This window comes from Ruegeria haliotis, from assembly GCF_013377785.1.
Classification (GTDB): Bacteria; Pseudomonadota; Alphaproteobacteria; order Rhodobacterales; family Rhodobacteraceae; genus Ruegeria; species Ruegeria haliotis.
Window position 1 is genome coordinate 151,779 of record NZ_JABXWT010000004.1, and the last position, 14,805, is coordinate 166,583.

Here is a 14,805-nt window from a genome sequence, read left to right on the forward strand (position 1 = left end):
ATCACCCCGTTCCCACGACACCGCCATCGACCACCATGCATTGCCCGGTCATCGCCCGGCTGGTCTCGGAGGCCAGAAAAAGCGTCGGAGCAATCATGTCCTCAGGTGTCAGATGTTCTTTCAGACATTGACGATCCAAATGGGCAGCCAGGTCCTCGGGTGTCGCCCACATGTCCAGTTGTTTTTGTGTCAGGACCCAACCCGGCGCCAGCGCGTTGACGCGGATGTTTTGCGGCCCAAGTTCGCGCGCCAGTGATCGTGACATGCCGGTGATCCCGGCGTTTGAGGTCGTATAGATCGGATAACTGGAATTGCCCATCAAATAGCTGATCGAACTGAAATTGATGATCGACCCGCCCTTGGCGTGCATCAGGCGTGCGGCCTGCTGGCAGGCAAAATAATAGGCCTTGAGGTTGATCGCGACCATCCAGTCCCAGAATTCAGGCGTGGTTTCCTCAAGCGTGTGCCGTTTGTCGTTGGCGGCGTTGTTGACCAGCACGTTTAGGGGCCCATGGGCTTCGGTGGCTTTGGTCATCGTGGAGTGCAGCAGATCGGTGTCGGTGATGTCGCCTTGCAGAAAGAGCGGTGTACGTCCGTGTTTTTCGCGCATCTCGTCGACGAAATTGCTGGCATCAGAACGACCGATGAAGGCGACATTGGCGCCCTGCGCCAGAAACCCGTCGGTCAGTGCGGCACCAACGCCTGAACCGCCGCCGGTGATGAAGACCGATGCGTCGCGCAGGTCGTGGAATGTGGCTGGGTGTTGCATCAATGACTCTCTCTTGTCACCAGTCGGGTGTCCTTGCCCACGAGGAAATCAAGGTCGGCACCCTGATCGGCCTGCAGGACATGGTCGATGTAAAGCTTCGCATAACCGCGCGTGTAATGCGGCGGGTCCGGCTGCCACGCTGTCCGGCGGGTCTCCAGTTCCTGTTCGCTGACCAACAATTCCAGTTTTCCCTTGCTGGCCGAAACGCGGATTCGGTCGCCGGTTTTGACCAGCGCCAGTGGCCCGCCAGCATGCGCCTCTGGCGAGACATGCAGGATCACGGTGCCAAAAGCGGTACCGGACATGCGTCCATCCGAGATACGGATCATGTCGCGCACGCCCTCTTTCACCAGCTTGGCCGGGATTGGCATGTTGCCGACTTCGGGCATACCGGGATAGCCCTTGGGGCCACAGCCTTTGAGAACCAGAATGGTCTCGGATGTCACTGGTAAGTCATCGCGGTCGATATTGGCCTTCAGGTCTTCGATGCTTTCAAAGACATAGGCTTCGGCCTCGGTTTCAAGCAGTTCATCCGTCGCGGCCGAAGGCTTCACGATGGCCCCGTTTGGTGCCAGATTGCCACGCAGAACGCGCAGGCCAGCTGCTGCTTTCACCGGATCATCAAAACTGTGGATGACATCGCGGTTGAAGCATTCGGCGCCTTCAAAATGGGCTGAAATATCTTTGTTTAGTACCGTCTTTGCCGGGCGCAGGAAGGGCTTGAGCTCGGAGAGCACTACCGGAACGCCACCCGCGTAGCAGAAATCCTCCATCAGGTATTTGCCTGATGGCATGCAGTTGACCAGCAGGGGAATCTCGGACCCGATTTCGAAGTCTTTCAATGTCAGGTCAACGCCCACACGCCCTGCCAGCGCCAACAAATGCACCACTGCGTTGGTGGAACCGCCCACAGCTGCATTGGCTAGAATGGCGTTCTCAAACGCTTCTTTGGTTAGAATGTCCGAGGGTTTGAGGTCTTCATTCACCATCTCGACAATCCGCATGCCCGTCAGATGCGCGAGCGCCATACGGCGGGCGTCAACGGCGGGTAGGGCGGCGTTGGTAGGCAGGCTCATGCCCATCGCCTCGACCAGTGAGGCCATGGTCGACGCGGTGCCCATGGTCATGCAAACCCCGGCACTGCGGGACATACCGGATTCCGCGTTCATGAAATCCTGCAGTGTCATCTCACCCGCTCGTACGGCCTCGGAGAATTTCCAAACGTCTGTGCCCGAACCGATATCCTGGCCTTTGAATTTGCCATTCAGCATCGGGCCGGAACTGACGACGATGGACGGTAAATCGACTGAGGCCGCGCCCATCAACTGACCCGGCGTGGTCTTGTCGCATCCACCCAGCAGGACAACTCCGTCAATGCCATAGGCGCGGATCGATTCCTCGACATCCATCGCCAAAAGATTGCGGAACAGCATGGCGGTGGGCTTCATCTGCGTCTCACCCAGCGACATGACCGGGAATTCGACGGGGAAGCCGCCGGCCTCCCACACGCCACGTTTCACACCTTCGGCCAGATCGCGCAGGCCTGAATTGCAGGGCGTCAGTTCGGACCATGTGTTGCAGATGCCTATGATAGGGCGCCCATCAAAGGCGTGATCGGGGAAGCCCTGGTTCTTCATCCAGGACCGGTGGATGAAGCCATCCTTATCGAGCTTTCCGTACCAGTGCTGTGAACGGCGTTTTGTCATTTGGCGGTGTGTCTCTGGCTGGGGTTGAAATTGAGTATTTGTGAAAAGATGAAGATCAGGCGGCGCGGGCTGGGCGGCACCAGTCCGGGAGCCAGTCGGTATGTGCAGTCAGCAGATCATTGACCAGATTGCGGATTTGCCGCAGGTCAAGCTCGGCGGCGGTGTGGGGGTCCATCATGGCTGCGTGATAGATATGATCGGGATTCTGCTCGACCAATGCCCGAACGGTCAACTCCTGTACGTTAATCTGAGTGCGCATCAGCGCAATCAGTTGCAGTGGGATATCAGAGACGACTGAGGGCTGAACGCCGTTGGCATCGACTAGGCATGGGGTTTCGACCGCGGCACCCAAGGGCAATTGGGGAATCTGGCCGGTATTGGGCAGATTGCCATAAGCGACATAGGGCGCGTCGGTAACGATGGCGTTCATCAGGTTTGCCGCGAATTCGTGACTGCGGGTTACGGTTACATCGCGGCCATCAGTCAGCGTTTTTGCTTGTTCCTTCCAATTGGCGACCTGTTCTTCGCACCGTGTTGGATATTCATCCAGCGGGATGCTGAATTGTTCGATCAGGTCTTGCCGCCCGTCCTTGATGAACCACGGCACGTATTCAGCCAGATGTTCCGAGCTTTCGGTGCAGAAATAGCCCAGATGATCCATAACTTCATATCGCACCTTGTTCGGGCAACGTGGCATCAGCAAAGGCGGTTTGGGGAAACGCCCGTTGGCATATCCCTGACGCAGCATTGGATAGAGGTCGCGGCCTTCGTGCTCAAGGCGCAAGAAGAAGGCGACATGGTTCACACCGGCGACCTTGTAGCGGAACTCGTCCTTTGGCAGGTCCAGATCATGGGCCAGCTCTTCTATCGTATTCTGGACTGAGTGGCACAAGCCCACGTGCCTTAATGTTGGGAACCGTTCGGCCAGTGCCCATGTGTTGATCGCCATCGGGTTCACGTATTGCAGCAGCGTGGCGTTCGGGCACAGCTGAATCATGTCATGGGCGATGTCCCACAAGACCGGAACAGTGCGTAGTCCACGCATGATGCCGCCAATGCCGAGCGTATCGGCGATGGTCTGGCGCAACCCGTATTGTTTGGGGATTTCGAAATCGGTCACCGTACAAGGTTTGTATCCGCCGACTTGAAATGTAGTGATCACGAAGTCTGCACCGTCCAGCGCCGCGCGCCGGTTTGTATGCGTCGAAATCGTCGCGCCGGTCCCGACGGAACGGATCATTGCCTTTGCGACGCTCTCACTTTCTGCCAGGCGCACGGGGTCGATGTCCATCAACGCAAAGTGGCTGTCGGCCAGAGCAGGGGTCAGCAATGCGTCACCCACGATGTTCTGCATGAAGATCGTGGAGCCCGCCCCGATAAATGTAATCTTGGTCATTTGGCAAACTCTTGGTTTGGCGTCATTTTACAGCTCCGAGGGTCAGACCCGCGATGAAGTGTTTCTGCATCAGGAAGAACATGGCCACCGGCGGTAGCGCCGCGACGATGGAACCGGCACTCATCAACTGATAGGCGGCCCTGAATTGGGCATTAAAGCTGGTGATCCCTGCGGTGACAGGCTGGCTCTCGGCGCCTTGGGTCAGGACAACGGCCCAGAAATAGTCGTTCCAGATGAAGGTAAAGATCAAGACGCTAAGAGCGGCGATGGCAGGCTTCATCAGCGGCAGGACGACGTACCAGAAGATGCGCCATTCGCTGATGCCTTCGACCCGCGCGGCTTCGATCAGTTCAAAGGGTAGGGCACGGATAAAGTTGCGCATGAAGAGCGTACAAAATCCGGTTTGAAATGCGATATGGAACAGGACCAGACCGGTTTTAGTATTATAAAGCCCCAATTCCAGCGTCAGGTCGCGCACCGGGACCATCAGAATCTGGAACGGTACGAAATTGCCCGCGACGAACATGAAGAAGATCCAGAGGTTCGATTTGAACTTGTAGATCCCCAGCGCAAAGCCGGTCATGCAGCTAAGCGCCACCGCGCCGATCACTGTCGGAACGGTGATAAAGAACGAGTTCAGCAGATATCGCGGCATGTCCGAGTTGAAGAAGACCTGCCCATAGTTGAACGCGCCCTCAAAGCTCGACGGCATGCCCCAATAATTGGCGTTGGTAAAATCAGCCTCGGGTTTGACCGAGAACAGGGCGACCGCCAGCAGAGGGCCAAGCCACAGCAGCAGAGCAAGTGGCAGCATGGCCTGATAGGTGATCTGCGCGGCGCGGGGTTGTTTCTCGATGGGTTTGGGAAACATCTCAGTGCCTCCTTTCTTCGCGGTACATCGACCAAAGGAAATAGGCGATAAAACACAACATGATGAGGAACAGGATCACTGCGATTGCCGCGCCATATCCCATGCGGAAACCGTATTCGGACAACGCGACCTCGAACATGTAATAGGCCAGCACGCGGGATGAGCCGAACGGGCCCCCTTGGGTCATGATCGAGATCAGGTCGAAGGACCGCAGCGCGCCGATGATGGTCACGACAAACGCGATGAAAGTGGCGGGGCGTAGTTGCGGCAGGATGATATGCCACAGCATCCGAAAACCTTTGGCACCATCCAGGCGCCCGGCCTCGATCTGTTCCGGGTCCACGGCGTTCAGGCCGGTCAGATACAGGATCATGCAATAGGCTGTCTGAGGCCAGAGACCGGCGAAGATAATGCCGTAAGTCACAAAGCGTTCGTCACCCAACACGTTTAGCGGCCCCATTCCGAACAGGCCGAGGAATTCATTCAGCAGGCCGAAGGTCGGGTCGTAGAACCATGTGAACACAAGGCCCACGACAACCTGAGAGATCACGAAAGGGAAGAAAAACAGCGATTTATACAGGCGAATGCCCTTTACCGTCTGGTTCAGGAACAATGCGATGAAAAGACCTGCGGGGATCGCCGCCAGATACAACAGCAGCCAGATCAGGTTATTCTTGAGAGAGATATAGAAAGCGTCCCGATCAGAAAATTCCCAATACAAATCTTCATAATTACGAAAACCAACGTATTCCGCCGCCCCCAAACCATCCCATTCATAAAGCGACAGGTTGAAGGACTGAAACACCGGAATGATCACATAGAACAGAAAGAACAGCAGGCCTGGCGCCAGAAATAGCCAGGGGGCGATGCGTTGTTGATTTCTGTGGAACCAACTTTCGCTATCAAGTTCTGCTGACACGGTCATGGCAATTGTCCTGAGTGAGAGTTGGTCGGGGCAGGGCTCGTCGGTTCTGAAATCTGCGGGTGGGCCGGGGTTTTGTCCCGGCCCTTCCTGAATTACTGGTCGTAGATACGCGTGCGGGCGCGTTCCAGCTTGGCCAGAATCTTGTCGGCATTATCCGGCTTGACCATGAATTCCTGGAAACCCTCCATCGACACTTTAGCCATTTCCGCCGGGGCGTCCCGATCCCAGAACTGGGCAATGCCACCGGGGCTGTTGGAAGACAGCATGTTGAACCCCTGTTGCAGGAACTTGTCGGCATCGACCGAAGATTGTGCGTTCACCGGCAACTGACCGAGGTTCGATCCGTTGTTGATCTCGGTCTGTTCATCAGCCGAAACGACGAAGCGAAGGAACGCGCGTGCGGCCTCTTTGTTTAACGCGTTTGCCGGGATGTGGAACGTATCGGTCGGCGCATCTTCAGCCAGCTCGACATCTGGGTTGATGGCGACGAACTGATAAAAATCCAGCTGATCGTCGCTCAATCCTGCCTCGCGCAGGGGCGCGACAGCAAAGTTGCCCATCAGATACGCTGCAGCATCACCCTTGACCATGAACGGCAGGGCTTCCTGCCAGCTATAGGTTTGGTGGTTGTCGATGAACGCACCCATGTCGATCAGCTGTTTCCAGTTGGCAAAGGTCTGCTTGACCCGGTCATCTTCCCAGCTAATTTCGCCATTGGCCAACTGCTGATGAAAGTCAAAGCCATTGGTTCGCATGTTCAGATAGTCGAACCAGCCGCCGGCGGTCCATAGGAACTTGGTCCCGATCGTATAGCAGGTACGGCCGGAATCGATGATCTTCTGGCAGTTGGCCAGCTCTTCTTTCCACGTTGTGGGTTCGCTCAGGCCCAGCTCGTCAAAGATGTCTTTGCGATAGTAAACGCCCCACTGATAGTAGGTATAGGGTACGCCCCATTGCTTGCCATCAATGGTCAAGGCGCCTTTGGTCGAACCCAGATTATCGCTGATTTCCGCTTCGGCCCATAGGTCCGATACGTCTTCGAACAACCCCGCATCGACATAGGGTTTCATACGGTTGGCGGCGTACCAGTTGGCAACGTCCGGGGTATCCGCTGTCAGAAAGTTGCGGATCTGGGTCTTGTATGCCTCGCGATCAATCACAGTGGTTTCGATCTCCAGATCTGGGTGTTGCTGCTGGAACCGCTCGATCATCGCCTCCATCGTCGCACGCGGCGCCGGGTTGGATGTATCGAGAAATATTCGCAGCTCACCGGTCAGCTCGGCCGCCACCGGGGCAGTAAGTGCGACACTGGCGACCAGAGCCATCGCGGTGCGCTTAAACATGGAATGCATGGTTTCCTCCCTTAGCTTCCACTTATTTTGGTTCCATATAATGAAACCATGTTTTATATATTGAAAACTACACATCGACTCGGTTAGTCTTGTCAAGACCCTCGTATCGTTTGCGATGGGTAAACGGAGGAGAGCAGGCGCTCGTGGCTGGTGACGGAACAATAGGAAAAGCATGTGACGTGCTGGATCAGGTCGCGGCGTTCGAGCGCCCGGTCCGATTTGGAGAACTGCTGGAAAGCAGCGACTTTCCCAAGGCGACGCTGTACAGGTTTCTGCAATCACTGACCAATCAGCGCATGCTGTCATACGACCCCGAAAGACAGACTTATACACCGGGGATGCGACTGGTTCGACTGGCACACGCGGCATGGACCCAAAGTTCGCTGGCACCCATCGCGCGGCCATTTCTGGATGCGCTGAGCAGGGAGACCGGGGAAACGGTCCATTTGGCTCAGCTCGATTCGAGCCAGGTGCTATACGTGGACAAACGTAACGCGACCCAACCGGTCGAGATGTATTCGCAGGCCGGAAAGGTCGGTCCGGCCTATTGCACTGGTGTTGGCAAGGCGATGATGGCGTTTCTTGATGAGGAAACGCTTGCAAAAGCCTTGTCTCAACAGAGTTTTCATCGGTTTACCGACAAAACTTTGACCTCGGAACAGGCGCTGCGCGCGGATCTGAGCCTGATCCGCAGTCGGGGATACGCCATCGACGACGAGGAACATGAACCCGGTATCATCTGTATTGCTTGCCCGGTTTTAACGTCCGGCGGTCGGATGCTGGGTGCGATTTCGGTAACCGGATCGACCGAGAGGATGGACTTTGAACAATTGGAAACCTGGATTCCCCGTGTTCGCCGAGTGGCAGAACAGATCGGAATTGAAGCTCAGGCTTGGCGGTTCCCCGAGACCCGCCAGAACGCCAGTAACGACAGGATGTAAATAACATGACGGGTGTAACTCTGAACCAAACGATCAAACGGTATGGCCAGACGCAGGTCATTCACGGCATTGATCTGCAGATCGAAGATGGCGAGTTTTGCGTTTTTGTCGGGCCATCGGGCTGTGGCAAATCCACACTATTGCGGATGATTGCCGGACTCGAGGAGACATCAGAAGGTGTTATCCACATTGGCGCGCGCGACGTGACCCACATGGATCCGGCTAAACGTGGGGTGGCGATGGTGTTCCAGACCTACGCGCTTTATCCGCATATGAGCGTGGCCGAGAATATGGGGTTTGGCCTGCGTATGAACGGTGTGCCCAAGGGTGAGATCGAGAAGAAAGTTCAGGAAGCCTCAAACATTCTGAAGTTGGATCAATACCTCAAACGCAAACCCAAAGCTCTGTCCGGTGGTCAACGTCAGCGTGTTGCGATTGGCCGTGCGATCGTGCGAGGCCCCGAGGTGTTTCTGTTCGACGAGCCGCTCTCGAACCTCGATGCGGAATTGCGGGTCGAAATGCGTGTTGAAATTGCGCGCCTGCATCAGGAAATCGGCGCAACCATGATTTATGTGACCCATGATCAGGTTGAGGCGATGACCATGGCCGATAAGATCGTCGTACTGCGAGATGGCAGGATCGAACAGGTCGGCGCGCCCATGGATCTGTACCGCGATCCTGATAATCGTTTTGTTGCGGGTTTCATCGGCTCACCCGCGATGAACTTTCTGGAATGCGATTTTGCTGATGGCCATGTCACGCATCCGGCGCTAAGCCGGCCATTGCCAGTGGCGGCGAGCGTTCCTGCTGGTTTGAGCAAGGTAACGCTGGGCGTACGTCCGGAACATATTAAGATCGACCGCTCGGGCGACACCTGTACGGTTGATCTGACCGAAGCGCTTGGCGGTGTATCTTATACATATTTGCTGACGCCGAATGGTGACAAACTGATCGTCGAGGAACGCGAAGACCAGCGCAGCGCGACCGGAGAACGAATCGGAATCTCGGTCCAGCCTGAGCGTGTGATGGTGTTTGATCCCGAGACAGGGTTGAGGTTTCGGTAGATAGCTAAGTTACCCGGATCTTCATTCAAACGCGCTTGTGTAGGCACAAACACATCACTACCTAGAGTAGATTAGTGTTTGATTTTAGGAGCCTGCATGCACATCCGCCTCGCCGCGTTGATTATTGTTGCCGCGACGCTTCTGCTGTCGTTGAATAGCCCATCAAGGACCGAGATTAATTATCCGAAGTTAGTGGAAACTTGCCAAGGTGGCTCGGCGCAACTTTCGGAAATCATTTCGGCATGCACGCAGCTAATTGAAACAGAGGATGTTCCTTCTGAATATCGGCTTGCCTTCCTGACTGACCGAGGTTGGGCGTTCTTTTGCAATAGCCAGTACGATCTGGCGCTTGCTGATGAAAACCACATTCTGGAAGTACTGCCTGAGGACTTGGCCGCATTGCGCGCGCGGGCACATATTTATGAAGCGATGGGTGATCGGACTGCAGCCGAGGCAGACCTGGTAAAGGCGTTACAGATTGCACCAGACAACCCTCGGATCCTTTTTCACAAGGCAGAGTTCGATGACGATCACGGGGAACACGATTCTGCTTATGCTGGGGTTCGGCGGGTTCTCGAAATTGACCCTGATTTTCCGGGTGCTGCTGAAAAAGAAGTAACTTACCTCATGACCTCGGGAGAGTTTGACGCGGCTGAAGAGCGTCTTGAAGCCGCAGAACTAAAATGGCCGGATGAAGATTGGGTATATTATCGCGATCTTCAGTTGCATGTGTTGTTTACCAAAGACATCGAAAAAGCGCTTAATGCAACGAGCAACATGGCTCGGGTTGCGCCCGGAGTTTACAGTGAGTTGTATTATCCTGCGTTGGTACATATGCGGCTAGGTGATGAAAAAACAGCGATCGACTATATTAGCGGCTACGGACCGCGATTGATTGAGGAGAAAAATCCCGAATCTGGTTGGTGGGGCCAATTTACCAGAATGATCGCAACTTGGTATGTTGTCGGAAATCGAGAGCGGCACATACATCAAGGGATGGCATATGCCTATATGCAACGCCCCGACTTGGCCATGGTTGAATATGAAACCTTCCTGAATGAAACGGGCAGAAACGGAAAGAAACTGTTGGCCTACATGGTCAGACAGGACTTACAGTCCATTGACCAACGGAAGTTTCGGTTTTCAGAAGCTTACAGGCGAGATGTATTGGTCGAGTACATAGAAGTTCTTGCGTCAAAATCCGGTTTTCCAATCATCGAGGTACAATAGCCGGAACATGCGTTTGACTAAACTGCGATGCCGAAACCGATTTTCACAGACCGTGTCAAAACGCGCGGGCAGATGTGATTGATTTCAGGGCAAACGTGATTTAAGGGGGGGCCTGTCAAAACAGAGTCACCCAGGGGCGGTATCATCGCTGCGCCCCTCCCGCGCCACGCCGATGTGGCCTCAACTCTTGGATCGCACGCCCCTGAAAGGCTTAAAAAGGTAAAAGAATATGGCAGATAAATCGAACTTCGACATATTGTATACCATTGTAGACGAAGCGCCCGAGCTGGCCAGCGCCTCGTTCCTGCCCATCATTCGCAAGTTCGCCTCAGCTGCGGGCGTCAGTGTTGGCACCAAGGATATTTCGCTGGCCGGGCGCATCCTGTCCACCTTCCCAGAGAACCTGACTGACGAACAGCGTATCACCGATGATCTGGCGGCCTTGGGCGAGTTGGTAAAAACACCAGATGCGAATGTGATCAAACTGCCAAACATCTCGGCCTCAGTGCCGCAACTGGTCGCTGCCATCGAAGAGCTGCAGTCACAGGGTTACGACATCCCAACCCACCCGGAAGAGCCTTCGACCAACGTCGAAAAGGCGGTTCGCGCTCGTTATGATGCCATCAAGGGCTCGGCTGTGAACCCGGTTCTGCGGGAAGGTAACAGTGACCGCCGTGCGGCGAAGGCTGTCAAGAATTATGCTCAGAAAAACCCACATTCGATGGGTGCCTGGGCCTCGGATAGCAAGACCAAAGTGTCGTCCATGTCTGGCAATGATTTCTACGCGAACGAGAAGTCGGCCACCATCACCGCCGCCCAAGCAGGCGATGCGAAGATCGAATTTGTAGGCAAAGACGGCAGTGTGACCGTTCTGAAAGACGGTTGGTCACTTGACGAAGGCACCGTGGCCGATGCGACATTCATGTCGGTCAAGGCGCTGTCGTCTTTCTTGGCAGACGCCATCGAGGACACCAAAAAAGACGGCACCATGTTCTCGCTGCATATGAAAGCCACGATGATGAAGGTTTCGGACCCGGTCATCTTTGGTTATGCGGTCAAGGCGTGGCTGGCACCAGTATTCGAGACGTTCGGCGCCGAACTGGACGCGCTGGGTGTAAACCCGAATTCAGGTCTTGGGGATCTGCTGGAACGCGTCAAGGACAACGCCGATATCATGGCCGCAATCGACGCAATCAAAGGTTACCGTCCGACCATGTATATGGTGGACTCGGACAAGGGTATAACCAACCTTCACGTGCCATCGGATGTAATCATCGACGCCTCAATGCCTGCAGTTATCCGTGCCGGTGGCAAGGGTTGGGATGAGGCCGGTGCCAAAGGTGATACCAATTGTGTTATCCCTGATCGCTGCTACGCCACGGTCTATGATGAAAGCATCAATTTCTTCAAAGCCAATGGTGCATTGAACCCGGCCACCGTCGGCGCAGTAGCCAACGTGGGCCTGATGGCGCAGAAGGCTGAAGAATACGGCTCGCACCCAACCACGTTCGAAGCACCTGCAGACGGTGCTATCCGCGTCGTGCTGGCCAATGGCGAGACATTGCACACGCACGAGGTCGAAAAGGGCGACATCTGGCGGGCATGCACCGTCAAGAAAGCTCCGATCGAGAACTGGATTCAGTTGGCTCTGGACCGTCAGCGTCTAACCGGTTCCGAGGCGATCTTCTGGCTGGACGCGAACCGCGCCCATGACGCGGAGTTAATCCAATACATCAAGCCTGCATTGGAAGACGCTGGTGTTGCTGATAAATTCATGATCATGGCGCCACGCGAGGCGACACGCCAGTCGCTGGAGACCATTACTGCGGGCAAGGACAGCATTGCCATTACCGGCAACGTGTTGCGGGATTACTTAACCGACTTGTTCCCGATCCTGGAATTGGGCACGTCGGCCAAGATGTTGTCTATCGTCAAGCTGATGAACGGTGGTGGCCTGTTTGAAACTGGCGCGGGTGGCTCGGCCCCGAAACACGTGCAGCAGCTGCTCGAAGAGAACCACCTGCGGTGGGACTCGATGGGTGAGTTCTGCGCGCTAGGAGAATCCCTGAACTTTCTGGCTGACAGCAAGGGCAATGCCAAGGCGGGCGTATTGGGTGCAGCGGCCGAGGCTGCGACGCAGGGCATTCTGGACAACAACAAGTCCCCCAGCCGTAAAGTCGGCCAGCCTGACAATCGCGACAGCCACTATTGGTTCGCACGGTATTGGGCTGATGCGCTGGCCGCGCAATCGGATGACGCTGAACTGGCCGCCGAATTCGCGCCAATTGCGACGGAATTGGCGGAGAAAGAAGAACAGATTCTGTCCGAGCTGGCCGCAGCGCAAGGCGCATCTGCTGACCTAGGCGGGTACTTCCACACCGATCCCGCCAAGGCGGCGGCTATCATGCGCCCCAGCGCCACACTGAACGCCATCATCGGTTAGATCACAAAGCCCGCGCCACATTGGCGCGGGCCATTTCGCACCGACTGAGAGAAACGGTAGAGTGCGGGTTTTTTGTATGTCATAGTTTCACTTACGCGCCTGCCTTTCGGGCGTGGGCAAACATGATTTGAACGAGTAATCTTGATGACAAGCGGCATTGATCCGGCGAAACAGGGCGATGGCCCAAAGGTTTTGTTCTTTGGTCGGGAAAACTGCGACGGGACCCAAAAAGCGTTGCAGCTCATGAACCACGCGGGTTTCGATATCAGTTATGTTGAGTCCCGGGGGTTGGGGCAGAGCTTACCTGATTGGGTGCATGACTGGCGCGGCGACTACATCTTTTGCTTTCGCAGCTATTTCATTTTGAATCAGGCATTGATCGACTCGGCTTCGATTGCGGCAATCAACTTTCATCCGGGGCCGCCGGGATATCCCGGAAGTGGGTGTATCAATTTCGCGCTTTATGATGGCGCAGAAGAATATGGTGTGACTGCTCACCTCATTAACACAAAGGTCGACAACGGGCAGATCATCAAGGCGCTACGCTTTCCCATCTTGCGCCACGATGGTTTGCGTTCAGTGCTCGCCCGCACGCACCTATATCTGTTTCATCTGCTTCAGGAGGTCGTTGGCGGGGTCGCGGCTGGCGGCCAGACTTATCTGAGCAATCAGATCTCCGGCTCCGGTGAAGAAAGCTGGCGTGGCGAAGCACGCAAGATGAAAGAGCTGTCGGCAATGCAGCAACTGCCTTTGGACATCGATGCCAAAGAGTTTAACCGGCGCCTGCATTCGATGCATTTGCCAGAGTACCCGCTGCATATATCGTTGCATGGTCGCAGGTTTGTGTTGCAGGGCGAGGCAGACGAGAATTGATCCACGCCCCTTAGGGGCAGGCAATGTTGGTTGGTTCAAACCGGGTGCGATCAACAAATTCCTCATCGGGCTCGAAAGCTGAAATACCTTGATCTTCCAGAAGCCTGGCGACTGTTGTTGCCACAGCAAAATTGCCAATTTCCTGCATATGGTGATCGGGGCTGCCGAAAAGAGAACTTGTGGGAATGCCCAGATCCTCGGAAAACTCTACCAAAGCCGGTTTTAGGTTCAGGTAGGTAAATCCGTTTTCCTCTGCCGCTTGTGCGATTAAGGCGCGCGAAGCGTCGGCATATCCAACCGGATTGTCACGGAAGGTAATCGTATCTTCGCCGATGAACTCTGAGATATCCGGCAGCGAGAACACGAACAGACGCGCACCGTTTGAGTTAACCGATTGGGACAGATGGCGGAGCGATTCAAAAAGCAACGCCTTTTCTGTTTCCGTGGGGGTCGACGCGTAAAGATCCCGATCGAACAAGACATGCTTGAAGCGGAAAACCAGTTTGCCAACATAAAGCTTTCCGAGGTCTCGCTTTACTTGCTGAAAAAAAGTGGGGGTATGAGAGCGGGTGCCGGGGTTCTCCTGCCACTCTTGGAACATGACATTGTCAATCAGGTCGTTCCGGTTGAAGATGAACATCAGGACCGTGTCGTGCGGGATCTGGTCCTGAAACTCGTCATATGTCAGGGCATGTTGCAGCGTCCCATGACCACCAGTGCCAAGATTCACAAAGTAAGAATCCTCAGACCACTGGGACAAAAGGGCAGGTATGGTTTCGGTCTCGTCTGCCAGCGTCCCCCGGGTGAACGAGTCACCCAGCACCATTATCTGAGCTTTGTCGTCGCCTGAGGAAAACGCGCCCCGAAATCCATATTCATTGAATTCGAGGAATGAAGCTATTTCATTGCGAACCTCAAAATAGGACTGGTTCGGGGTTTCTCGCGAATAGACCACGTCATGTCCAACTCGCCGGACCGGCCCACCTTCGCAGAAGTAGTTCTCGAGATTCACCAACGGCACATTTGCCTGTTTTCGGCTGATATGGGGTTCGAAATTCAACGGATCGAACAGGCGCAGCCCAATTTCGACCAGTGCCAGACTTATGAACGCACTAAAGAGTATCAGAAACAAATTTTTTAACACGAAAGAGTAACCCTCCAACCAATCAACACTGTAAAACAACGATTAATACATTCGGACAAAACTCAGAGTAGTGACAGCGTTTCTTTGAAGC

The 14,805-nt window shown here is 55.0% G+C and carries 12 protein-coding genes; 5 read left to right on the forward strand and 7 right to left on the reverse strand.

Annotated elements, in window-relative coordinates:
• Position 1: 1 nt before the first annotated feature.
• From HW561_RS11200 to HW561_RS11225, 6 genes are all read right to left on the reverse strand, one after another.
• Positions 2-769 (reverse strand): SDR family NAD(P)-dependent oxidoreductase, encoded by a 768-nt coding sequence (locus HW561_RS11200; protein ID WP_176864732.1) that lies wholly within the window; start codon positions 767-769, stop codon positions 2-4.
• Positions 769-2,475, reverse strand: coding sequence for an IlvD/Edd family dehydratase (locus HW561_RS11205; protein WP_176864734.1), 1,707 nt, complete (start codon positions 2,473-2,475; stop codon positions 769-771). The genes HW561_RS11200 and HW561_RS11205 overlap by 1 nt, the downstream gene beginning before the upstream one ends.
• A 55-nt stretch (positions 2,476-2,530) precedes the next feature.
• Complete coding sequence (gene melA / locus HW561_RS11210; protein ID WP_176864736.1) at positions 2,531-3,871, reverse strand: alpha-glucosidase/alpha-galactosidase; 1,341 nt, start codon at positions 3,869-3,871, stop codon at positions 2,531-2,533.
• 22 nt (positions 3,872-3,893) lie between these two features.
• On the reverse strand, positions 3,894-4,742 hold the full coding sequence (locus HW561_RS11215) for a carbohydrate ABC transporter permease (RefSeq protein ID WP_176864738.1): 849 nt from the start codon (positions 4,740-4,742) through the stop codon (positions 3,894-3,896).
• Between the two features lies 1 nt (position 4,743).
• Positions 4,744-5,667: a carbohydrate ABC transporter permease gene (locus tag HW561_RS11220; protein ID WP_176864740.1), complete on the reverse strand. Its 924-nt coding sequence runs from the start codon at positions 5,665-5,667 to the stop codon at positions 4,744-4,746.
• 92 nt (positions 5,668-5,759) lie between these two features.
• Positions 5,760-7,019, reverse strand: coding sequence for an ABC transporter substrate-binding protein (locus HW561_RS11225; protein ID WP_176864742.1), 1,260 nt, complete (start codon positions 7,017-7,019; stop codon positions 5,760-5,762).
• A gap of 143 nt (positions 7,020-7,162) precedes the next feature.
• On the opposite strand from HW561_RS11225, the gene HW561_RS11230 reads away from it, so the two are divergent.
• The 5 genes from HW561_RS11230 (at position 7,163) to HW561_RS11250 (ending at position 13,570) form a co-directional block, all read left to right on the forward strand.
• Complete coding sequence (locus tag HW561_RS11230) at positions 7,163-7,960, forward strand: IclR family transcriptional regulator (protein ID WP_176864744.1); 798 nt, start codon at positions 7,163-7,165, stop codon at positions 7,958-7,960.
• 5 nt (positions 7,961-7,965) lie between these two features.
• On the forward strand, positions 7,966-9,024 hold the full coding sequence (locus tag HW561_RS11235; protein WP_176864746.1) for an ABC transporter ATP-binding protein: 1,059 nt from the start codon (positions 7,966-7,968) through the stop codon (positions 9,022-9,024).
• Between the two features lie 96 nt (positions 9,025-9,120).
• Positions 9,121-10,254 carry a tetratricopeptide repeat protein gene (locus tag HW561_RS11240; protein WP_176864748.1) on the forward strand — a complete coding sequence of 378 codons (1,134 nt, stop codon included), beginning with the start codon at positions 9,121-9,123 and terminating at the stop codon, positions 10,252-10,254.
• 229 nt (positions 10,255-10,483) lie between these two features.
• Positions 10,484-12,697, forward strand: coding sequence for an NADP-dependent isocitrate dehydrogenase (locus HW561_RS11245; RefSeq protein WP_176864750.1), 2,214 nt, complete (start codon positions 10,484-10,486; stop codon positions 12,695-12,697).
• A gap of 144 nt (positions 12,698-12,841) precedes the next feature.
• Positions 12,842-13,570, forward strand: a complete 729-nt coding sequence (locus HW561_RS11250; RefSeq protein ID WP_176864752.1) for a formyltransferase family protein — start codon at positions 12,842-12,844, stop codon at positions 13,568-13,570.
• A gap of 10 nt (positions 13,571-13,580) precedes the next feature.
• Here the strand turns inward: HW561_RS11250 and HW561_RS11255 are convergent, their stop codons facing one another.
• The gene (locus HW561_RS11255) at positions 13,581-14,714 is read right to left on the reverse strand and encodes an SGNH/GDSL hydrolase family protein (RefSeq protein ID WP_176864754.1); all 1,134 of its coding nucleotides are present in this window, start codon (positions 14,712-14,714) and stop codon (positions 13,581-13,583) included.
• Between the last annotated feature and the right edge of the window lie 91 nt (positions 14,715-14,805).